Consider the following 20,517-nt stretch of genomic DNA (forward strand, 5'->3'; position numbering starts at 1 on the left):
GACACGCTCAGTCCGCGCGGCCGTCGTTCCGGCCCACCGCGCCGAGTTGCCGGTCGCGCTCGACGTGGTGTCCCCCGCCGAGGACGTGGTCGTGGACCCGGGCGGCGCCGGGCCGGCTCAGGTCGGTCTCCGCGGGTGGCCCGTCCGGCAGTCGCATGTCCCCGCCCCAGCTCGTCACTGCGGCCTGTGGGCCGCCGGTCGGCACGACCGTTCGCGCACGGGTGGGCGCCGCCGACTCCACGCGCGGGTCGTGGTGATCGCACACACTCTAGGGCCTGCCCACCGGATCTTCTACCGGCCGTTCCGGCCCGGGATAGGTTTGGCCGCATGGGGTCGGCACAGGTCCGCCGGAACGCCGGCGGCGCGGCGGTGCCGGCCGTACCGCACCGGGAACGGGTCGTCCGGGCGACCGCCGCCTTCGCCGCCGCGGCCTGCACGATCGCCGGTACGGTCGCGGTCCTGCTCGCCGTCCGGGCCGGTCCCGACCCGGGGTTCGGCGGGTACGTCAGCGAGGCCGGTACCGGCACCGCCGACGCGGCGTCGACCTACCGGCTCGGGGTCTTCGGGGTCGCCGCCGGTCTGGTCCTGCTCGCCGTCGCGCTGCCGTCGACGGCGCGGATCGCGGCCGCGCTGCTCGGCACCGGTGCCGCCGGGACCGTCGTCTCCGGGGCGGTGCCCTGCACCGACGGGTGTCCGCTGCCGCCGTACGAGTCGGTCGGGCTGGCCGACCTGGTGCACGGCGGCGCGAGCATCGGCGCGGTCGCCGCCGGGGTGTTCGCCATGCTGGCGCTGTGCCGGTCGGTCGGCGTCTCCCGGGCGGTACGGCGGGTCGCCGCGGTCGCCGCCGTGGTGTCGCTGCCGCTGTCCGCGATCATCGGGCTGGGCATGCTCGTGGTCGGCCGGGGCCTGCTGGTCGGGATGGTGGAGCGGCTGCTGCTCGGCGTCGGTGTGCTCTGGCTCGGTACGACGGCGCTGCGGTTCGGCGTGGACCTGCTGCTGCGGCGGCCGTCCCGCGACGCACCCGCCGGACGGCGGCTACCCTGCCGCACCGTTTCCGGCCGGCCCTGGCACGGCCGTGCCGGCGGGACCGGTTTCCCGGTCGGCGTGCCGGCCGCGGAGCGCGGCGACCGCCCCGAACCCGACCAGGACCGCCAGTACGGCGACGAGGACACCGGGCCCGAGCCGGGGGACCACCATCGGCACCGGCCCACTGAATAGCGCGGACGAGTTGTCGTAGCCGAGGGCGACCAGGACCGCCGACCCGGTAGCGACGCCACCCGCGACCAGCGCTGCCGCGACCGGGACCCGGCGCCGCCCGGGTGCGGTGCGCAGGGTCCAGAGCACCGCCGCGTGGAACGCCAGCACAGCGCCCAGGTGCAGGCCCCAGTTCGGCAGCCGGTACAGCCGGATGGTGGTGTCGCCGTACCAGGCCCAGGGAAGGACGAGCAGGGAGAGCAGGCTGAGCCCGATGGCGACCTGGGCCGCAACGGTGCCCACCTTGGTGGTTTTCATCTTCCGGCCTCCTCACCACCGGTGTTGTCCGCTCCCGGGATTCCGGTGGACCGGACGACCCTCGTTGTCTCCACACCCTGGCGTACGCCCTTGCCGTCCCCGAAGTCCCACTGCATGTAGGCGTTGGTCACCTGGGTCCGGCAACGGTTCGGGAAACTCCGCGCCACGGTCCGCCATACCCACCCATTGGCGGGTCACGATGGGAATGACCCTAAAGAGAATCGCCGTGACAAATCTGTGAGCTGATTCACTCCCGACCATCGGCAGATTCTCACTATGCGCCGGGACGGCGGCGCGCCGAACCGGGACCCGCCCGGAAGCCGGCCATCGCCACCCGGTACGCCGGACTGTAAGGAGTCTCACGGAGCCCCACCTTTCGCGCCGGCCGCAGATCTCGTACCGTCGACCCGCGATGAACAACGTCTGGTTCCTGACCGTCCGCCTGTATGTCGATCTGCGACTGCAGGCCAGCGCCGGCTGTCGCGGCTGACCGCGTCCCCTCGACCGTCAGACCGCCATCCGGCCGCGTCCACGGACGCCCGACCCCGGCCCCACCGGGCCCGGCCGGACCAGACCATTGGACTCCCCTGTGCCTGCTGTCCTGCGTAAGATCCCCTTCTCCGTCCAGATCCTGCTCGGGCTGCTACTCGGCGTCGCCCTGGGCTACCTGGCCCGCGCCGGCGACGTCTCCTGGCTCGGCACCACCCTCAACACCATCGGCAGCCTCTTCGTGCAGCTGCTCCGGGTCGCCGTACCGCCGCTGGTCTTCACCGCCATCGTGGTCAGCGTGGTCAGCCTGCGCGGGGTGGCCAACGCCGCCCGGCTGGCGCTGAAGACCCTGCTCTGGTTCGGCATCACCGCGCTGATCTCGGTCGGCGTCGGCATCGGCCTCGGCCTGCTGACCAACCCGGGCCGGGGCGTCACCCTCGACCTCGGCGCCGCCACGGAACCGCAGCGGACCGGCTCGTGGACCGACTTCCTCACCGGGATCGTGCCGAAGAACGTCTTCGGCGCGTTCACCGAGAACAACGTGCTGCAGATCGTCTTCCTCGCCGTGGTCGTCGGCATCGCCGCGCTGCTGGTCGGTGCCGCCGCCGAGCCGTTCGTCGAGCTGAACCGCTCGATCCTGGCGATCGTGCAGAAGGCGCTCTGGTGGCTGATCCGGCTCGCCCCGCTCGGCACCCTCGGCCTGATCGGCCACGCCGTCGAGGCGTACGGCTGGGACCTGCTGGCGCCGCTGGCCAAGTTCACCACCGCGGTCTACGTCGGCTGCGCGATCGTGCTGCTGGTGGTCTACCCGCTGGTGCTGGTCCTCGGCGGCAGGCTGAACCCGCTGCGCTTCTACGCCGGCACCTGGCCGGCGATCGAACTCGCCTTCGTCTCCCGCTCGTCGGTCGGCACCATGCCGGTGACCCAGCGGGCCGTCGAGCGGATCGGCGTGCCGCGCGAGTACGCCTCGTTCGCCGTGCCGTTCGGCGCGACCACGAAGATGGACGGCTGCGCCGCGATCTACCCGGCGCTGGCCGCGATCTTCGTGGCCCAGGTCTTCGGGGTCAGCCTCAGCCCGCTCGACTACCTGCTGATCGCGTTCGTCTCGGTGGTCGGCTCCGCCGCGACCGCTGGACTGACCGGGGCGCTGGTGATGCTGACCCTGACCCTGAGCACCCTCGGACTGCCGCTGGCCGGCGCCGGTCTGTTGCTCGCCATCGACCCGATCCTGGACATGATCCGCACCGCGACCAACGTCGCCGGCCAGGCGCTGGTGCCGACCGTGGTCGCCGCCCGGGAGGGTGTCCTGGACCGGGCCGCGTACGACGCCGCCGGTCGGCACGACCTGACCGAGGAGGCGCCGGCCGAGACCCCGGCCCGCCGCGAGGACCCCGCCCCGGTCCCCGCCTGAGACGGTGCGGAGGGGCCCTTACCATCGCAGGGCGGTGGTAAGGGCCCCTTCCCGCACCTCTGAGCGCGCGTCCACCGCCCCACACCTCCCCCAGTCGAAGGAGTCCGAGATGACCGGGCTGTTCAGTCCGTTGACGCTGCGTGGCGCGACGCTCCGGAACCGGATCGCGATGGCGCCGATGTGCCAGTACTCGGCCGGCCCGGACGGGCTGCCGACCGAGTGGCACCGGGTGCACCTCGGCTCGCGGGCGCTCGGCGGGGTCGGTCTGGTGATCAGCGAGGCGACCGCGGTCGTACCGGAGGGGCGGATCAGCCCCCGGGACACCGGCCTCTGGTCGGACGCCCACGTCGAGGCGTGGCGGCCGGTCACCGCGTTCGTCGCCGAGGCCGGGGCGCTGCCGGCGGTGCAGCTTGCGCACGCCGGCTTCAAGGCGTCGACGTACTGGCCGTGGTCGCCGGTGGCCGGTGGGGTGCCGGACGACGAGGGCGGTTGGACGCCGGTCGGGCCGGGCGACGAGCCGTTCCTGCCGACGTTCCGGACGCCGAAGGCGCTGGACCTCGCGGAGATCGACCGGGTGGTCGAGGCGTTCGCCGTCGCCGCATCGCGGGCGCTGGCGGCGGGTTTCCGCGCCGTCGAGGTGCACGCCGCGCACGGTTACCTGCTGCACGAGTTCCTTTCCCCGCTGACCAACCACCGTACCGACGGCTACGGCGGGGACCGGGTCGGCCGCAGCCGGCTCGCCCTGGAGGTCACCCGGGCGGTCCGGGCGGCGGTCGGCGACGACGTACCGGTGCTGGTCCGGATCTCGGCCACCGACTGGGTGCCCGACGGTTGGACGCCGGCGGACAGTGTGGCGCTGGCCCGGGAGTTGGCCGCCGCCGGCGCCGACCTGGTCGACTGCTCGTCCGGCGGTGCCGCGCCGAACGTCGAGGTTCCGGCCAAGCCCGGCTACCAGGTGCCGCTGGCCGCCGAGGTCCGCCGGAAGACCGGGGTGCCGACCGGCGCGGTCGGGCTGATCACCGAACCGGAGCACGCGGCGGCGATCGTCGCCGACGGCGAGGCCGACCTGGTGCTGCTCGGCCGGGAACTGCTCCGCGACCCGTACTGGCCGCGCCGGGCGGCGGCGGAACTCGGGGTCGCCCTCGACGCCCCGGCCCAGTACCGACGCGCCTGGTAGCAACAACCGGACGAAACCACCTCAGAAGAGGACGGTGGCGAAGGTGCCGACGGTGCGGAACCCACACCGTTCGTAGACCCGGCGGGCCGGGATGTTGTAGTCGTTGACGTAGAGGCTGACCGACGGGGCGACCCGGGCCAGCGCGTCGCGGACCACGGCAGCCATCGCGGCGGCGGCGATGCCCTGACCGCGCCAGGTCGGGTCCACCCAGACCCCCTGGATCTGGGCGGTACGCCGGGTGACGACCGCGAGTTCGGCCTTGAAGACCACCTGGCCGTCGACGAACTTGCCGTACGCCCGCCGGGTCCGGACCAGTTCGGCGACCCGCTGCCGGTACGCCCGACCGCCGTCCTCGGCCAGTGGCGAGACGCCGACCTCCTCGGTGTACATCGCCACCGCCGCCGGGAAGAGCAGGTCGACCTCGTCGGTGCGGACCGGGCGTACGTCGGGGTCCGGGTCCACCGGCGGCACCGTCTCGGTCGCCAGCAACGGCTGGTTGGGGCGTACGTCCCGGGCCGGTCCCCACTGTCCGGAGAGTCGTTCCCAGAGTCCGAGTACGCCGTCGGCGCGTCCGACGATCGACGAGCAGAGCCGTTCCTCGGCGCCGAGGGTCTCGGCGAAGGCGGTGATCGCGGCCTGGTGGGCGCAGACCGGGGTGAGCTGGCCACCGAGCCAGCAGAGTGCCTCGATCCGGTCGCGGGCCCCGTAGCCGAGCACCCGGCCGTCGGCCCGCCACCACGAGAGGCCGTTGGTGGCGACGCGTTCGGCCACCTGGGCGGCGGCGTACGGATCGAGGTCGAGGATCCGTTCCACCGTGCCACGCTCGGCCTCACCGAGCTGGCGTACCGGGACCATCAGCACGTCTACCAGCGTGCCAGATCGTCGGCCGGGTGGCGGGCCGGATCACCGCGCTGGTCGCCCCAGGTTGACAGATGCCACTTGAGCTGCTGATTCACTGTCGATCCCCAAGATCGACACGACACGTAACGCACGGTCACTGTTCATCGTGCGGTGGTTTGGTTGTCCGCTTGACCCGCTTAGCGTCTGGATCGATCACCTATCCGGAGGCAAGCATGTCCAGTACAGATCTGACCCGGCGCAACCTGCTCCGGGTGGGCGGGGTCGTGGCCGCCGGTGCCGCGGTCAACCTCCTGCCCGCCGTGGCGTTCGCCGAACCGGCGTCGTCCGGTGACGGTCCGCAGACCAAAACCGTCACCGGCACCTTCACCCCGAGCATCGCCGACTGGTACTACCTGCCCGTCCAGGTGCCGAAGGGCGTCAACAGGATCGAGGTCAGCTACACGTACGACAAGCCGGCCGTACCGGGTGGCACCCGGGGCAACGCCTGCGACATCGGGATGTTCGGCCCGGAAGGGCACGACCTCGGCAACGCCAGGGGCTTCCGGGGCTGGTCGGGCGGCTTCCGGAACTCGTTCTCGATCAGCGCCACCGAGGCGACCCCCGGCTACCTGGCCGGTCCGATCAAGCCGGGCACCTGGCACGTGGTCCTCGGCCCGTACACGGTGGCGCCGCAGGGTCTCAACTACTCCGTCACCATCACCCTGCACTTCGGCCCGCAGGGTACGCCGTTCCGGGCCAATCCCGCGCCGACCACCGCCCCGGCCCGGCAGCGCGGGCGGGCCTGGTACCGCGGCGACTGCCACCTGCACACCGTGCACTCCGACGGCCGTCGTACGCCGGACCAACTCGTCGCCGACGCGCGGGCCGCCGGGCTCGACTTCATCGTCTCCACCGAGCACAACACGCCCAGCGCGCACCTGCAGTGGGGCGACCACGCCACCAACGACCTGCTGATCCTCAACGGCGAGGAGGTCACCACCCGGTCCGGGCACTGGCCGGCGATCGGCCTGCCGGCCGGCGAGTGGATCGACTGGCGCTACCGGGCCGGCGACCCCGCCGACTTCCGGCACTTCGTCGACCGGGTACACAAGCTCGGCGGTCTGGTGACGGCCGCACACCCGTTCGCCAACTGCTTCGGCTGCACCTACGAGTTCGCGTACGAGCTCGCCGACCTGGTCGAGGTGTGGGGCGGACCGTGGACCGACGACGACCAGGCGTCGGTCACCCACTGGGACGGGCTGCTGCGCGGCGGGAAGTTCATCCCGGCGATCGGCAACTCGGACGCGCACAACCCGGACCAGGTCGTGGCCAAGCCGCACACCGTGGTCCTCGCCGACAGTCTGCGTAAGGAGCACCTGCTCGCCGGGCTGAAGGCCGGCCGGTCCTGGCTGGCCGAGTCGTCCGCCGTGCAGCTCTCCTTCACCGCGAGCGTGCCCGGCCGGACCGCCGAGATCGGTGGCCGGTTGCCGGCGGAGATCGGCACCCCGGTCACCGTCACCGCCGTGGTCGGCGGGGTGCCCGGCACCACCGTGACGATCCTCGACCAGCTCGGCCCGGAGTACAGCCAGACGGTGCCGGAGTCGGGTGTGGCGACGGTGAGCTGGACGACCTACCCGCGCTACAGCCGCTGGGTCCGCGCCGAGGTGCGCCGCCCCACCGCCGGGTCGACCCCGCTCACCGCGCCGATGGTGGCGATGACCAACCCGATCTTCCTCGGTCGGGACTGAACACCACCCCGGGCGGTGTCCCTACCCCGGCAGGGACACCGCCCGGGGAGCTTCAGACCGCCGCAGCCGGAGACGGGACGGTCTCCTGTTCCACCGGACGGGTCCGGGCCGCCCAGCGAACCACCGGTGGCACCAGGGCCCCGAGTACGACGAACAGCACCCCCAGCACCAGCCAGCCCGGTACGCCCCAGCCGATCGCCAGGCTTGTCACCACCGCCGGGGCGAGCATGCCGCCGACCTGCATCCCCATCCCGTACGCGCCCTGGTACTGCCCCTGGGCGTGGGCCGGGGCGAGCCCGAACGAGATCCCCCAACCGGCCGCCGAGTGCCACAGTTCGCCGATCACGTGCACCAGCGCCCCGAGCAGCAGCAGGACGACCGCGCCGGCGGTGGGCAGGTCGCCGCTGACCGCGAAGAGCAGGCAGGCCAGGGCGATCGCCAGTCCGGCCCGGCGGGCGGCCCGGGCGGCGCCGCCGAGGTCCTCGGTGCCCCGGGAGGCGCGGACCTGGAAGAGCACCACCATCGTGGTGTTGACCAGGAACAGTGCCGAGACGAGCCAGCGCGGTGCCGTGGTGTGTCCGACGACCCAGAGCGGCAGTGCGATGTTGAGCAGCCCGAAGTGCATCGACATCAGCCCGTCGAGGGCGGTGAAGGCGAGGAACGGCCGGTCCCGCAGGGCGACGAGCCGGGGCCCGGTGGCCGGTGCCGGGACCGGTGGCAGCGGGGCGAGCCGGGTGGTGATCGCGGCCGCCGCGAGGTAGCTGACCGCGTCGACCAGGATCAGGGCGACGTAGCCGGTCCGGGTGTCGACGGCGATGCCGACGCCGGCGGCGACGGTGCCGACCGAGATGCCGACGTTTGTGGTGGCCCGCAGGTAGGCGCGGGTGCGTACCCGCTGGTCGGGCGGGACGGATCCGGCGATGAGCGCACCCCGGGCGCCCCGGCTGGCCGCGTCGGTGAGCGCGGCGGCGGCGCCGACCAGCAGGAACTGCGGGAAGGACCGGACGACGACGAGCGCGACACTGCACCCGGCGGAGGCGAGCAGGGCGGTGATCTGGAGGCCGCGCGGGCCGTACCGGTCGGCGAGGTAGCCCATCGGGGTGCTGGCGAGCAGGCCGATCGCGGCGGTGATGGTGAGCCCGAGGCCGACCTGGGCCACCGAGAGTCCGACCGAGCGGGTCAGGAAGAGCGCGCTGGCGGTGAGCCAGATGCCGCGCCCGGTGGTGTTGACCAGGGTGGCGAGGGTGAGGATCCGGGCCGCGCCCGGGGCGGGAAGGAGCTGCACAGCCCTGATCTAACAGTACGTACGTACGGTTTGTTAACCGGATGTACCCGGGGTCACACCCCTACGCGGAGTCCCGGACCACCAGCTCGGTGGGGAGGATGACCGCCGCGTGCGCGTCCCCGGCCAGGTGGTTCAGCAGCAGCCGGACCATCTCGGCGCTGAGCCGGGGCCAGGGCTGCCGGATCGTGGTCAGCCGGGGCACCGAGGTGCTCGCCACCTTCGAGTCGTCGAAGCCGCCGACCGCGACGTCGTCCGGCACCCGGCGCCCGGCCCGGTGCAACGCCGCGATCGCGCCGACCGCCATCAGGTCCGAGGCGACAAAAACCGCGTCCAGGTCCGGCACCTGACGCAGCAGCCGGGCCATCGCCTCCGCCCCGCCGTCGTGGCTGTAGTCCGCGGTCACCACCAGGCGCGGGTCGACCTCGCCCAGCACGTCCCGGTAGCCGGCCAGCCGGTCCACCCCGCCGGAGGTGTCCAGCGGCCCGGTGATGGTGGCGATCCGCTGCCGCCCCTGCGACCGCAGGTAGCTCACCATCTGCCGGGCGCCACCCCGGTCGTCCGCCGCGACGTAGCTGACGTTGCGGTCCCGGCCCAGTGGCCGGCCGCAGGCCACGAAGGGCAGCCCGCGGGCCTCCAGGTCGTCCAGCAGTGGACTACCGGCGTGACTGGAGATCACCAGGGCGCCGTCGACATGGCCGGCGGTGACGTACCGGCCGACCCGCTTGCGGTCCTCCGAGGTGCCGGCGATGGTCAGCAGCAGCGTGATGTCGTGCTCGGCCAACTCCTGGGTGCAGCCCCGGAGCAGGATGTTGAAGTTCGGATCCTCGAAGAGCCGGTCCTGCGGTTCGGAGAGGATGAACGCCACCGAGTCCGAGCGCTGGGTCACCAGGCTGCGGGCGTGCTGGTTGACCACGTACCCGGTCTTGCGGATCGCCCGGCGCACCGCGTCCAGGGCCGGACCGCTGACGTTGTGCCCGCCGTTGAGGACCCGGGAGACGGTGCCCCGGGAGACCCCGGCCACCGCCGCCACGTCGTCCATGGTGGGGCGGGGCCGGACACGGCGGGCACGGTTGCGTTCGGGCGCGGTCACGCTGTCATTGTCCCCGGGCCGGCCGGCGACGGTGTTCTCCACCCGTGTGACACACCTCGCCCGTCCCGCCGTCCCGCCGCAGACCGTCGACCGTTACGCCTTCACCGAACCGGAGAGCAGGTCGATCCGCCAGTACCGCTGCATCGACAGGAAGAGCGCCACCAGCGGGATGATCGACAGCAGCGAGCCGGTGATCACCAGCCGGTACAGCGCCGGCGTGGTCGAGCCCTGGTTGAGCAGCGTGTAGAGGCCGAGGGTGACCGGGAACTTGTCATCGTCGGCAAGCATGATGAACGGCAGCAGGAAGTTGTTCCAGATGGCCACGAACTGGAACAGGAAGACCGTGATCAGCCCCGGCACCATCATCGGCAGCGCCACCCGGCGGAAGATGCCGAGTTCGCCGGCGCCGTCGACCCGGGCCGCCTCGATCACCGAGTCCGGCACCGCCGCCGCCGCGTAGATCCGGGCCAGGTAGATCCCGTACGGGCTGACGATGCTCGGCAGCAGCACCGACCAGTACGTGTCGGTCAGCCCGACCTTGGCCAGCAGCAGGTACTGCGGTACGGCGAGCGTGATGCCCGGCACCAGCACCCCGGCGAGCAGCACGTTGAACACCACCGACCGTCCGGCGAACCGGAACTTCGCCAGCGTGTACCCGCTCAGCCCGGAGACCATCGCGCTCAGCGCCGCCCCGACCCCGGCGTAGAGCGCGGTGTTCAGCATCCACCGCCAGAACAGCCCGTCGCCGTACGTCGACAGGTCGGTCAGGTTCGTGACCAGCGAGTCCCCCGGGGCGAAGGTGAAGCTGGTGAAGAGCGTCGACCCGCTCTTGGTCGAGGCGACCACCACCCAGAGCACCGGGAGCAGGCAGTACACCGCCCCGATCAGCAGGACCACGGTCGGCACCAGCCGCGACCAGAGCGGCCCGGTCGGTCGGCCGCCGCCGCTGTCGCCGTGCGCCGCCTCTCCCGTCGGGGCGGCGGTGACCAGACTGCCGGTGACCATCTCAACGCTCCTGTCCGAAGGCCCGGTTCTGCACCAACCGCAGGAAGCCGAAGGAGAGGACCAGGGTGATCGCGGCGATCAGCACCGAGGTGGCCGCCGCCGCGTACGGGTCGTTGGTGTCGAACGCGTCCCGGTAGACCTTCATCAGCGGGGTCCAGGTCGACGAGATCGAGTTGCTCAGTGGGGAGAGGGCGAGCGGTTCGACGAACACCTGCAGGGTGGCGATCATGCTGAACACCGTCGTCATCACCAGCGCCGGCAGCAGCAGCGGGATCTTGATCCGCAGCGCGATCTGCACCTCGGAGCAACCGTCGAGCCGGGCCGACTCGTAGAGTTCCGGCGGGATCGCCCGCAGCGCGGTGTAGAGCACGATCATGTTGAACCCGACGCCACCCCAGAGCGCGATGTTGACCACCGCGAAGAAGACGCTGCCCTCGCCGAGCAGGTCCGGTTCGGGCAGCCCCAGCCAGGCCGCCACGTCGTTGACCGGGCTGGTCGCCGGCAGGTAGAGGAAACCCCAGAGCAGGCTGGCGATGATCGCCGGCACCGCGTACGGCAGGAAGATCGAGGTACGGGCGAACCGGCCGAACCGGGCCCGGGGCCGGTCCAGCAGCAGGGCGAACAGCAGGGCCGACCCGAGCATGGTCGGCACCAGCAGCGCGCCGTAGCCGAGCACCCGCAGCCCGCCGGACCAGAGCTCCGGGTCGCCGATCGCGGCCCGGTAGTTCTCCAGCCCGGCGAAGATCTCGGTCCGGGCGCCCCGGCCCAGCCCGAGCCCGGAGACGCGGACCTTGCGCAGGCTGAGATATCCGGCGTATCCGATCGGCACGATGATGAAGAGCGCGAAGAGGATCACCGCCGGGGCAAGGAAGGCGTACGGTGCGCCCGTACGCCTACCCCGGCGGCCGACCCGGGTGGTGGCCGTGGACATCAACTCTCCGTTCCGAGGGGTCCCGCCGCTCAGCCGGCGATGGCGAAGCCGTTCTTGCGCATGTCGTCCACGGTGGCCGTCTGCATCGCGTCGACCGCCGCGCTGAACGGGGTCTGCTGGCTGATCGCCCTGGCGAACTCGTCCTGGTAGACCTGGTAGGTCACGTTGACGTTCGGCCCCCAGGTGACCCCGGCCGCGGTCTCGGCGATCTGCTTGGTCAGCGGATAGAAGTCGGCCTGGTTGGCGAAGAACGCCGGCGGCTCGGCGAGCGCCGGTCCGGTCTGGGCGTCCCGGGCGGCCGGATAGACCGCAGCCTCCCGGACCAGCAGGCTGGTCGCGGTCGGGTCGGTGTTGAGCCAGGTGGCGAACTTGACCGCCGCCGTCCTGTGCTTCGACGCGGCGGTGACCCCGGTCGACGAGCCGCCCCAGTTGCCGGTCCGGTTCTCCCCGGCGGTCCACTGTGGCAGCGGCGCCATCGCCCACCTGCCTTTCGTGTCGGGTGCGTTGCCGGCCAGCACGCCCGGCGCCCAGACCGCGCTGGGCCAGGCGAGCAGGGTGCCGTCGTTGAGCGCCTTGTTCCACTCCGGGGTGTACATCGGCTTGCCGTCGACGACCCCCTCGGCGACCAGGCCGCCCCAGTAGTCGGCGACCTTCTTCGTCGCCGCGTCGTTGACGGTGACCCGCCAGGACTCGCCCTCGATCCCCCACCAGGCGGCCCCGGCCTGCTGGGTCAGACCGGCGAACCACCCCGGGTCGGTGGCGGAGAACGTGGCCAGCCAGTGCTTGGTGGTCCTGCCGCGCAGCGTACGGGCGGTCTGGGCAAACTCGTCCCAGGTCTTCGGCACGGTCAGGCCGAACCGTTCGAACAGGTCGGTGCGGTAGTAGAGCATCATCGGCGCGGCGTCCTGCGGGATGGCGTACACCGCGTCGGTGCCGAGCGTGACCTGCTGCCAGGTCCCCTCGGCGAACCGGTCCTTGACCGGGTTGGCCTGGCCGGCGATGTCGGCGAGTACGTCGTTGCTGACCAGCGTCGGCAGTGCCTGGTACTCGACCTGGGCCAGGTCCGGCGGGTTACCGGCCTTGGCGGCGGTGAGCAGCTTGGTGACCATGTCCGCGCCGCCGGCCTGCTTGCTCAGCGTCACCTTCATCTCGGGGTTGTCGGCGTTCCACCGGTCGACGACCTTCTCGATGTTCGGTGCCCAGGACCAGAAGCTCAGCTCGACCGGGCCGGTCGGCTCCTCGGGCTCGTCTGACGTGGAGGTGCAGGCGGCGACCAGGCTGACGGTGAGCGCCAACGTCAGGATCTTCCCGCCGAGCGAACGGGTCATCTCAACCTCTCGGTTTCCGGGGGGTGTCATCGGGTGGTGATCGACCAGAAACATCTGTGAGCGCTCACAGTGTTCGGCTCACGATCTCTCGTGTCAAGAGAGTCATCAGGGCTTGGTTGGCTTGTAGATCCGTGTGACATCATGCGCTCTACCGTTGGGAGCGCGCACAGTTCGGAGATCCCGTATGAGTCAGACCCCGCATCTGGTGGCCGCCACCGGAGCTGTTCCGGCCCCCGTCGGGCCGCTGCCCCGGCTGGACCGCCTGGCGTACGGCGGCGACTACAACCCGGAGCAGTGGCCGGAGCACGTCTGGGCCGAGGACGTCGAACTGATGCGGGCCGCCGGGGTCAACCTGGTCAGCGTCGGGATCTTCTCCTGGGCGCTGCTGGAACCGGCCGAAGGACACTTCGAGTTCGGCTGGCTCGACCGGCTGCTCGACCTGCTGCACGCCGGCGGGATCGCGGTCGACCTGGCCACCCCGACCGCCGTACCACCGGCCTGGTTCCGTCGGCGGTATCCCCAGGCCCGGCTGGTCGGCGCGGACGGCACGGTGCTCGGCGGCGGCGCACGGCAGTCGTTCTGCCCCAGCTCACCGGCGTACGCCGAGGCGAGCGCCCGGATCACCGAACAACTCGCCCGCCGCTACGCCGACCACCCGGCGCTGGTGCTGTGGCACTCGCACAACGAGTACGGCGGCGTCAACGCGGCCTGCTACTGCACCACCTCGGCGGCGGCGTTCCGCGACTGGCTACGCCAGCGGTACGCCGACGACCTGGACCGGCTCAACGATGCCTGGGGCACCACCTTCTGGGGCCAGCGGTACGGCGACTGGGCCGAGATCGAACCGCCGATGACCGCCCCGACCGCGGTCAACCCGACGCAGCAGCTCGACTTCCTGCGCTTCTCCTCCGACGCGCACCTGGCCAACTTCCGCCGCGAGCGGGACATCCTGCACGAGTTGGCGCCCGGCATCCCGGTGACCACCAACTTCATGCTCGCCAACTGCAAGTGGATGGACTACTGGCGCTGGGCGGCCGAGGTCGACGTGGTCTCCAACGACCACTACCTGCGGGCCGAGGAGCCGGACAACCACATCGAGCTGGCGATGTGCGCCGACCTGACCCGGGCGGTCGCCGGCCGCCGGCCCTGGCTGCTGATGGAACACTCCACCTCGGCGGTCAACTGGCAGCCGCGCAACCTCGCCAAACGCCCCGGCGAGCTGCGCCGCAACAGCCTGGCGCACCTGGCCCGGGGCGCCGAGTCGGTGCTCTTCTTCCAGTGGCGGGCGGCCCGGTTCGGCGCGGAGAAGTTCCACTCGGCGATGCTGCCGCACGGCGGCACCCACACCCGGGTCTGGCGGGAGGTGGTGGCGCTCGGCGCCGAGCTGCCCCGGCTGGCGGCGCTGCGCGGCACCCAGGTCCTGGCCGACGTCGCGGTGCTCTGGGACTGGGAGTCCTGGTGGGCGCTGGAACTCGACTGGCGTCCGTCGGTCGACCTCGACCACCGGGAACGGATGGCGGCGTACTACGAGCGGCTGTGGCGGGACAACGTCACCGTCGACTTCGCCCACCCGGAGGGGGCGCTCGACGACTACCGGCTGGTCGTCGTACCGAACCTGTACCTGACCACGCCGGCCGCCGCGGAGAACCTCCGCCGGTACGTCGCCGCCGGCGGGACGGTGCTGGTCTCGTACTTCTCCGGAATCGTGGACGGCAACGACGCGGTGCACCCGGGCGGGTTCCCGGGCGCGCTGCGGGAGCTGCTGGGGCTGACGGTCGAGGAGTTCCTGCCGCTGCGGGCCGGTGAGACGGTACGCCTCGGCTCCCCTGAGGTGGGCGGTGAGCTGGTCGGGGACGTCTGGACCGAGGCGGTCGTACCGCAGGGGGCCGAGCCGGTGCTCTCCTACCTGGACGGTCCGGCTGCCGGCCGACCGGCGGTCACCCGGCACGTGCTCGGCGCCGGCTCCGCCTGGTACGTCTCCACCCGGCTCGACGCGGCCAACCTGGCACCGGTGCTGCGGGCGGCGTACCGGGACGCCGGCATCGTCGGCCCGGACGGGGTGCCGGACGGGGTGGAGGTCGTCCGCCGCGAGGGCGCCGACGGCAGCCGGTTCCTGGTTGCCGTCAACCACACCGACGAGGACGTCGAGCTGCCGGTGACCGGCACCGACCTGGTCGACAACACCGGGTACGACGGTCTGCTGCGCCTGCCGGCCGGGGAGGTACGGGTGCTGCGCACCTGACGGGGGCGGCCACCAGAGCGGCGGCCCCCGGGAAGGCGGCCCCCCCCCCCCCCCCCGCCAGCGCCGCCCCGACCAGGCCGGCGGCGACCGCGTCCGCACCCGAGAACCCGGCCGTCGCCCCGGGGTCGTCCGTCCACCGCGTCACGGTGCACGGACGGAGCCGCACCTTCCGGCTGTACCGGCCGGCCAGGCTGTCGCTGTCGACGCCGGTACCGCTGGTGGTGATGTTGCACGGCGCCCTGGGCAGCGGCCGCCAGGCGGAAACGACGTACGGGTGGAACGCCATGGCGGACCGCCACGGCTTCGTGGTCGCGTACCCGGACGGGCTCAACCGGTCCTGGGCGGTCAGCCCGGACTGCTGCGGATCGCCGGCCCGGGACGGGGTCGACGACGTCGCGTTCATCGCCGAGACGGTGGCCACCGTCTCCGCCAGGCTGCCGGTCGACCCGGACCGGATCTACGCGACCGGGATATCCAACGGCGGGATGCTCGCCTACCGGTTGGCCTGCGACACCACCACCTTCGCCGCGATCGGGGTGGTGGCCGGTACGCTCCTCGGGCCCTGCCCGACACCGGCGCCGATCTCCCTGCTCCACATCCACGGCACGGCCGACGGGGTGATCCCGTACGACGGTCGCCCGGGGGTGCTGGACAACCGCGGAGCCGGGCCGTTACCCGTCAGGATCAACGGCGGCCCGGTGTCCGACCAGATCGACAGGTGGCGGGAACTCGCCCGGTGTCCCACCCCGGAGGTCCGTACCACGGGAGTCGTCACCAGCTCGCTGGCCCGCTGCCCCGACGGGCGCGACGTCGACCTGATCACCGTCGCCGGCGCCGGACACCAGTGGCCGGGCGCGACCCAGCCGATCGCGGAACGCCTGCTCGGCCTGGATCCGCCCTCGACGGCGCTGACCGCCACGGAATCGATCTGGACCTTCTTCGACGCCCATCCACGCGTGGTCTGAGGTCCCGGCGGCATCACGGAGGTGGGCGTCGCTGGCCGGCGCACGCTCTCCGGCGGGACGGGTCCGTCGAGGAGCAGGGCCAGGACAGCTCGGATCACCAGCGGTCGGTGGCCCCGTCCGGAGGTCCGGTCCACTACCGCGGCCACGCGCAGTGGATGTGCGTGGCATGGTCGGCGTCGTCCCCCGGCCCCAGCACCTCCGTCGCCCCGTACGCCCGGCAGGCGTCCTTGAACGCCTGGTTGAACGGGTTGCTCGTGTTCACCGGGGCGCCGTTGACGGTGTCGACATCGAACGCCTTTCCGACGTAGTGCCGGGATGTGGCACCGTGCCTGCTTCCGGCGATCGCGGTCACCCGGAAGTTGAAACCGTTCTGCAGGTGCAGGCTGAGAATGCCTCGCAACATGTCGAGGTCGAGGTTCACACTGGTCCGGCCCACGTGGCTGAAGTCGCTGGTCTGGGCGGGCAGCCCGGCCGCGGTGTCCACGATGTTCTGGCGGGCTGTCGACGCCGGATCGGACTGCCCGCCGACGTGGAAGGTGAGCAGGTCGATGGCGGGAATGTCCCGGATCGCCGCCGCCGGGTTGTACGCCGGCAGGCCGGTGTTGAACACCCCCGACCCGATCGAGACCGACAGGTACGAGGTGCCCAGGCCGTAGCACGGGGACAGGTACCGCTGCGGGGCGGGAAGCGCGAAGCAGCCGCCCCACGGTGTCCCGTCCAGGGTTTGCAACGCCAGGTCGAACCCGATCTCCAACTGCCGCCCGCCGTCGTAGATGCGGCCGTCGATGAGGACCGCCCCGATGCTGTAGCCGTAGTGGTAGGAGGAGAAGTAGAAGGGGGCGGCCGCGGCGACGACGGCACCGTTGTAGCGGGAGCCGCCCGTCCGCTCGATCAGGTACGCCTGGCCGGCGCCCGCGAGGTAGAAGTTGCACACGATCTCGGCCAGGTAGTCGACCCTGGCCAGAGCGGTACCGTTCCGGGTCACCTGACCGGTGATGTACGGCACGCAGGTCGGTGGATTGTTCGGATCGTCCGAACCCTCGACCATCCGGGGCGCCGGGCCGGCTTTCGCTTTGCCCAACGTCATCCCCATGCCCGGCGGCAAGGACGCCTTCCGGCGGCCATCGGCGGTCCGCACAGCGGCATCCGGCGTGCGCCCGGACACGCCCGGCACTGCCTCGATCGGCCGGCCGGGCAGGCTCGGAACGGGCTCCCCCGACATGTCGGCCTGTGCCGGTACCGCCTGTCCCAACATCCCGACCAGCACGAACGCCGAGGCCAGCACCCCGGCCAACCACCGCCGACGGCGGGACCTCACCGGTCCCAGCCCGGCACGGTCGATCCCGATCCCCGCAGCGGCGGCCGCGGCCGGCCCGGCCGTCGAGATGACCGCCGGTACGCCCCCCGGCAGCGGCAACTCGTCGCGTGTTCTGCCTGTTCCTGTCATGTTCCCCTCCATCGGCAGGGCAGCTGTCCGCCCACGGTGCCAATCCGGACTGAACGGCGACTGGCGAGTGGCTGGACGCGCCCGGGCGGTGAATAGGGCTGGTAGCCGGGAGCCGATCTCCCATATGATCCTGCCCCGGTCGGTCCGCTGCCCGAGCCTCGGACGACGTGGTGTTGTGCGGAGACCGAGCAGGCCCTGCTCGGCACCAACCTGTTCTCGTCACGAACCCTCGAAGGTGCCCGGATGCAGTTCTTCAAGGCCGCGAATCACTCGCGGTTCGGCCCCGTACCCTCGTTCGACCCGGCGCTGGACGACGGTGAGCTGGCCGCGGCCCGGGATGCCGCGAGGTGGGGCGACTGGCAGCCGGCGCGTGACGTCCTCGCCGCCGCGTACGGCGACTGGGAGCGCCGCGCACACCGGGTGAACGTGCTCGGCGAGTTCGCCGCCGGCCACCCGAAATGGCTCGACGCGTGGTCGACAGCGGAACCGACCAACGCCGCCCTGGCGGTGGTCCGGGCCCGCACGGAGATCGCCCGGGCATGGAACGCCCGAGGTGGTGGCTGGGCGAGCCAGACGTCCGACCGGGCCTTCCGCACCTTCGCCCAGATCCTCAACCGGGCGGAGGGACTGCTGGACCGGGCGACGGAGCTCGCCTTCGACGACCCGTCGCCCTGGATCTGGTACCTCTGGCTGTCGATCGGCCGCGAGGAGCCCTGGCCGGTGTTCGACCACCGGTGGAGCGAGTTGGTGGCCAGGGACCCGCACAACTATCTGGGACACGAGGCGAGGTTCCAGCGTACGTGTCGGAAGTGGGCCGGCAGTCACGAGCGGATGTACGAGTTCTGCCGCGCCGCCGCCGAATCGGCGCCACCCGGTTCGCCAGTCGCGGTACTCCCGCTCCAGGCGCACTTCGAGGTCGACCTCTGGGAGCGGGGACGGGGAGAGTCGCGGGCGAAGGGCATGGCGGCCGCCGTCCGGCTCTGGAGGAGCGACCAGGTCCGCGAGGACATCAACATCGCCACCGAGCGCTGGCTCGGCGGCGGTGCGCCGACGCACGCACTCGCGATGAAAACCCGTTCGGTGCTGGCCCGGGCGCTGACGATGGCCGACCGTCACCGGGAGGCGGCGACGCACTTCGCGGCGATCGGCCCCTACGTGAGCGACTACCCCTGGTACTACGAGGATTCCGGCGCCCGCGAGGGTTTCCTGCGGGCCCGCAAGCGGGCCGTGGTCGCGGCGTCCTGACCGCAGACCGGCTGACCCAGTTCGGTTCCGCTGTTCGCCACGGAGGCAAACAATGATCCAGTTTGAGGTCGACGGGGTCCCCGGACTCTTCGTCGAGGCCACCGGGCCGCTACGCGCCGGGCTGATGTTCCGGGTGGGCCGGGCGGACGAGTCACTTCCGCTGGCCGGGGTCACCCACCTGGTGGAACATCTGGCGCTGCACCGGCACGGGCTGCTGGAACACCACGCCAACGCGGACGTGACGGACGCGATCACCCACTTCTACACCACCGGTACGGACGCGGAGGTGGCAACCTTTTTTCACACCCTCTGCTCCTCCCTCGCCGACCTGCCGCTGGAACGGCTGGAGGTGGAGAAGGAGATCCTGCGGACCGAGGCGGCCGGGCGCGCCCGAGGGGTGAACGCAGACCTGCCACTGTGGCGTTACGGCGCCCAGGGATACGGCCAGGTCAGTTACCCCGAGTTCGGACTGCACCGGCTCACCGCCGACGACCTCCGAGACTGGGTCGCCGCGCACTTCACCCGGGACAACGCGGTGCTCTGGGTCACCGGTGCGGCGGTGCCGCCGGCACTGCGGTTGTCCCTCCCGGCCGGGACCCGGCGCCCCGGCCCGGCGCCCAGCTCGGCGCTCGAGACCACGCCTGCCTACTTCCAGGTCCCCGCCGACGGAGTGGTGATGGACTCGGTGGTGAACCAGAACGTGGCCAGCCGCCTCTTCGCCGCCGTCCTGGAGCGCGCCCTCTACCGGAACCTGCGGCTCGAGGCCGGGGTCAGCTACGCGGCCGTGACCGACTACTCACCCCGGGCGGACGGAATGGCGGTGCTCACCGCCTACGTCGACGCGCTGCCGGAAAAGAAGCGTGCCGCCCTCACCGGCTTCGTCGACACGGTCAAGCAGCTCGCCACCGCCGCGATCGACGAGGCGGAGCTCGAATCGGTCCGGGCCAAGGCCCTGGAGGCGCTCGCCCATCCCGACTTCGAGACGGGTCGGCTGCCGGGTGTCGCCGTGGACCTGCTCACCGGGCAGCCACTGTTCACCACGGGGCAGTTGGCCGAGCAGCTGAGGGCGGTGACCGTCGCGGACGTCCTCGCTGTCGCCGAGGCGGCCCACGCCAGCGCGTTGCTACTGGTTCCGTACGGTGTGTCGGCGTACGGCACCGGGTTCACCGCCGCGCCGAGCGCTTCCCTCTCGGCGGTCGCCGGAAAGCGGTACCGCTCCCGCGACGACACCGAATCGACCCTTGTTGTCGGTCCGGACGGGGTTTCGACCATCAGCGAGACCGGAAAGATCGCCACTGTCCGCTTCACGGACTGCGCAGCCCGGCTGTGCTGGCCCGACGGCGGAAGCGTCTTCATCGGCCGGGACGGCATCACGGTCGCGGTCGAGCCCACCCTGCACCGGATCGACGACGCCGCACTGGCCGACCTGACCAGCAATGTGCCGGACACCCTGGTCGTCCCGCTGCCGAAACGGGACCCGGACCAGATTCCCCGGCCCCGGCGGTCCCCGGACGAGACTCCCCGACCCGAGGCGTCGTCGACTCCCGCCCGGAAGCGTGAGTTCATGATCCTGGCCCCGCTCACGGCGGTGCTGGGTTGGGGTTTCATCAGCATGGCCAACGCGTGGACGCCGGAGGACGGTGAACTGGCCGAAAACCTGCTGCTGCTGATGTTGGTGCTCGTGACCATCGGGCTGGTCCGTGTCATCCTGGTCGGTATCCGGCGACTCGGCTCCGGTCACTGGTAGCCGGGCGCGGACGTCCGGCTACCACCAGGCGGTAATCCGGGCCGGAGCGGGCGTG

At 71.9% G+C, this 20,517-nt stretch carries 17 protein-coding genes; 8 read left to right on the forward strand and 9 right to left on the reverse strand.

From position 1 onward, the window contains the following. Positions 1 to 7: 7 nt before the first annotated feature. Positions 8 to 157 (reverse strand): hypothetical protein, encoded by a 150-nt coding sequence (locus ABGB05_RS06300; RefSeq protein ID WP_347652255.1) that lies wholly within the window; start codon positions 155 to 157, stop codon positions 8 to 10. 170 nt (positions 158 to 327) lie between these two features. Between ABGB05_RS06300 and ABGB05_RS06305 the strand changes: the two genes are divergently transcribed. After that, complete coding sequence (locus ABGB05_RS06305) at positions 328 to 1,218, forward strand: DUF998 domain-containing protein (RefSeq protein WP_347652205.1); 891 nt, start codon at positions 328 to 330, stop codon at positions 1,216 to 1,218. 290 nt (positions 1,219 to 1,508) lie between these two features. Here ABGB05_RS06305 and ABGB05_RS06310 read toward each other — a convergent pair whose 3' ends face one another. After that, positions 1,509 to 1,643, reverse strand: a complete 135-nt coding sequence (locus tag ABGB05_RS06310; protein ID WP_347652206.1) for a hypothetical protein — start codon at positions 1,641 to 1,643, stop codon at positions 1,509 to 1,511. A 470-nt stretch (positions 1,644 to 2,113) separates the two neighbouring features. Between ABGB05_RS06310 and ABGB05_RS06315 the strand changes: the two genes are divergently transcribed. Together ABGB05_RS06315 and ABGB05_RS06320 are read left to right on the forward strand one after the other, a co-directional pair. After that, positions 2,114 to 3,412: a dicarboxylate/amino acid:cation symporter gene (locus ABGB05_RS06315; RefSeq protein WP_347652253.1), complete on the forward strand. Its 1,299-nt coding sequence runs from the start codon at positions 2,114 to 2,116 to the stop codon at positions 3,410 to 3,412. A gap of 109 nt (positions 3,413 to 3,521) precedes the next feature. Next, on the forward strand, positions 3,522 to 4,589 hold the full coding sequence (locus ABGB05_RS06320; protein WP_347652207.1) for an NADH:flavin oxidoreductase/NADH oxidase: 1,068 nt from the start codon (positions 3,522 to 3,524) through the stop codon (positions 4,587 to 4,589). A gap of 21 nt (positions 4,590 to 4,610) precedes the next feature. Here the strand turns inward: ABGB05_RS06320 and ABGB05_RS06325 are convergent, their stop codons facing one another. Then, positions 4,611 to 5,450 carry a GNAT family N-acetyltransferase gene (locus tag ABGB05_RS06325; protein ID WP_347652208.1) on the reverse strand — a complete coding sequence of 280 codons (840 nt, stop codon included), beginning with the start codon at positions 5,448 to 5,450 and terminating at the stop codon, positions 4,611 to 4,613. Positions 5,451 to 5,662: 212 nt separating this feature from the next. On the opposite strand from ABGB05_RS06325, the gene ABGB05_RS06330 reads away from it, so the two are divergent. Next, positions 5,663 to 7,177, forward strand: a complete 1,515-nt coding sequence (locus ABGB05_RS06330) for a CehA/McbA family metallohydrolase (protein WP_347652209.1) — start codon at positions 5,663 to 5,665, stop codon at positions 7,175 to 7,177. Between the two features lie 52 nt (positions 7,178 to 7,229). Here ABGB05_RS06330 and ABGB05_RS06335 read toward each other — a convergent pair whose 3' ends face one another. The 5 genes from ABGB05_RS06335 to ABGB05_RS06355 form a co-directional block, all read right to left on the reverse strand. Further along, positions 7,230 to 8,462: an MFS transporter gene (locus tag ABGB05_RS06335; RefSeq protein ID WP_347652210.1), complete on the reverse strand. Its 1,233-nt coding sequence runs from the start codon at positions 8,460 to 8,462 to the stop codon at positions 7,230 to 7,232. Between the two features lie 61 nt (positions 8,463 to 8,523). After that, positions 8,524 to 9,594, reverse strand: a complete 1,071-nt coding sequence (locus ABGB05_RS06340) for a LacI family DNA-binding transcriptional regulator (protein ID WP_347652211.1) — start codon at positions 9,592 to 9,594, stop codon at positions 8,524 to 8,526. 51 nt (positions 9,595 to 9,645) lie between these two features. Beyond that, entirely contained in the window at positions 9,646 to 10,557 is a 912-nt protein-coding gene (locus tag ABGB05_RS06345; RefSeq protein ID WP_347652212.1) for a carbohydrate ABC transporter permease, read from the reverse strand. 1 nt (position 10,558) lies between these two features. After that, positions 10,559 to 11,488, reverse strand: coding sequence for a sugar ABC transporter permease (locus ABGB05_RS06350; protein WP_347652213.1), 930 nt, complete (start codon positions 11,486 to 11,488; stop codon positions 10,559 to 10,561). A gap of 29 nt (positions 11,489 to 11,517) precedes the next feature. After that, positions 11,518 to 12,816 (reverse strand): extracellular solute-binding protein, encoded by a 1,299-nt coding sequence (locus tag ABGB05_RS06355; RefSeq protein ID WP_347652214.1) that lies wholly within the window; start codon positions 12,814 to 12,816, stop codon positions 11,518 to 11,520. A gap of 184 nt (positions 12,817 to 13,000) precedes the next feature. On the opposite strand from ABGB05_RS06355, the gene ABGB05_RS06360 reads away from it, so the two are divergent. After that, positions 13,001 to 15,058, forward strand: a complete 2,058-nt coding sequence (locus ABGB05_RS06360) for a beta-galactosidase (RefSeq protein WP_347652215.1) — start codon at positions 13,001 to 13,003, stop codon at positions 15,056 to 15,058. Positions 15,059 to 15,204: 146 nt separating this feature from the next. Then, the gene (locus ABGB05_RS06365) at positions 15,205 to 16,023 is read left to right on the forward strand and encodes a PHB depolymerase family esterase (RefSeq protein WP_347652216.1); all 819 of its coding nucleotides are present in this window, start codon (positions 15,205 to 15,207) and stop codon (positions 16,021 to 16,023) included. 133 nt (positions 16,024 to 16,156) lie between these two features. On the opposite strand, the gene ABGB05_RS06370 is transcribed toward ABGB05_RS06365, so the two are convergent. Beyond that, on the reverse strand, positions 16,157 to 17,470 hold the full coding sequence (locus ABGB05_RS06370; RefSeq protein WP_347652217.1) for a hypothetical protein: 1,314 nt from the start codon (positions 17,468 to 17,470) through the stop codon (positions 16,157 to 16,159). A 243-nt stretch (positions 17,471 to 17,713) separates the two neighbouring features. Between ABGB05_RS06370 and ABGB05_RS06375 the strand changes: the two genes are divergently transcribed. Beyond that, positions 17,714 to 18,715 carry a hypothetical protein gene (locus ABGB05_RS06375; protein WP_347652218.1) on the forward strand — a complete coding sequence of 334 codons (1,002 nt, stop codon included), beginning with the start codon at positions 17,714 to 17,716 and terminating at the stop codon, positions 18,713 to 18,715. A 52-nt stretch (positions 18,716 to 18,767) separates the two neighbouring features. Next, the gene (locus ABGB05_RS06380; protein WP_347652219.1) at positions 18,768 to 20,462 is read left to right on the forward strand and encodes an insulinase family protein; all 1,695 of its coding nucleotides are present in this window, start codon (positions 18,768 to 18,770) and stop codon (positions 20,460 to 20,462) included. The last annotated feature ends 55 nt before the right edge of the window (positions 20,463 to 20,517 follow it).

Source organism: Plantactinospora sp. B5E13 (assembly GCF_039871775.1).
GTDB lineage: Bacteria > Actinomycetota > Actinomycetes > Mycobacteriales > Micromonosporaceae > Plantactinospora.

Excerpts from the sequence above, each read along its gene's own strand:
- ABGB05_RS06320 (WP_347652207.1), top strand. The coding sequence starts at position 3,522 with ATGACCGGGCTGTTCAGTCCGTTGACGCTGCGTGGCGCGACGCTCCGG.
- ABGB05_RS06345 (WP_347652212.1), bottom strand. The coding sequence starts at position 10,557 with ATGGTCACCGGCAGTCTGGTCACCGCCGCCCCGACGGGAGAGGCGGCG.
- ABGB05_RS06355 (WP_347652214.1), bottom strand. The coding sequence starts at position 12,816 with ATGACCCGTTCGCTCGGCGGGAAGATCCTGACGTTGGCGCTCACCGTC.
- ABGB05_RS06375 (WP_347652218.1), top strand. The coding sequence starts at position 17,714 with ATGCAGTTCTTCAAGGCCGCGAATCACTCGCGGTTCGGCCCCGTACCC.
- ABGB05_RS06380 (WP_347652219.1), top strand. The coding sequence starts at position 18,768 with ATGATCCAGTTTGAGGTCGACGGGGTCCCCGGACTCTTCGTCGAGGCC.
- ABGB05_RS06300 (WP_347652255.1), bottom strand. The coding sequence starts at position 157 with ATGCGACTGCCGGACGGGCCACCCGCGGAGACCGACCTGAGCCGGCCC.
- ABGB05_RS06330 (WP_347652209.1), top strand. The coding sequence starts at position 5,663 with ATGTCCAGTACAGATCTGACCCGGCGCAACCTGCTCCGGGTGGGCGGG.
- ABGB05_RS06370 (WP_347652217.1), bottom strand. The coding sequence starts at position 17,470 with ATGACAGGAACAGGCAGAACACGCGACGAGTTGCCGCTGCCGGGGGGC.
- ABGB05_RS06305 (WP_347652205.1), top strand. The coding sequence starts at position 328 with ATGGGGTCGGCACAGGTCCGCCGGAACGCCGGCGGCGCGGCGGTGCCG.
- ABGB05_RS06360 (WP_347652215.1), top strand. The coding sequence starts at position 13,001 with ATGAGTCAGACCCCGCATCTGGTGGCCGCCACCGGAGCTGTTCCGGCC.
- ABGB05_RS06350 (WP_347652213.1), bottom strand. The coding sequence starts at position 11,488 with ATGTCCACGGCCACCACCCGGGTCGGCCGCCGGGGTAGGCGTACGGGC.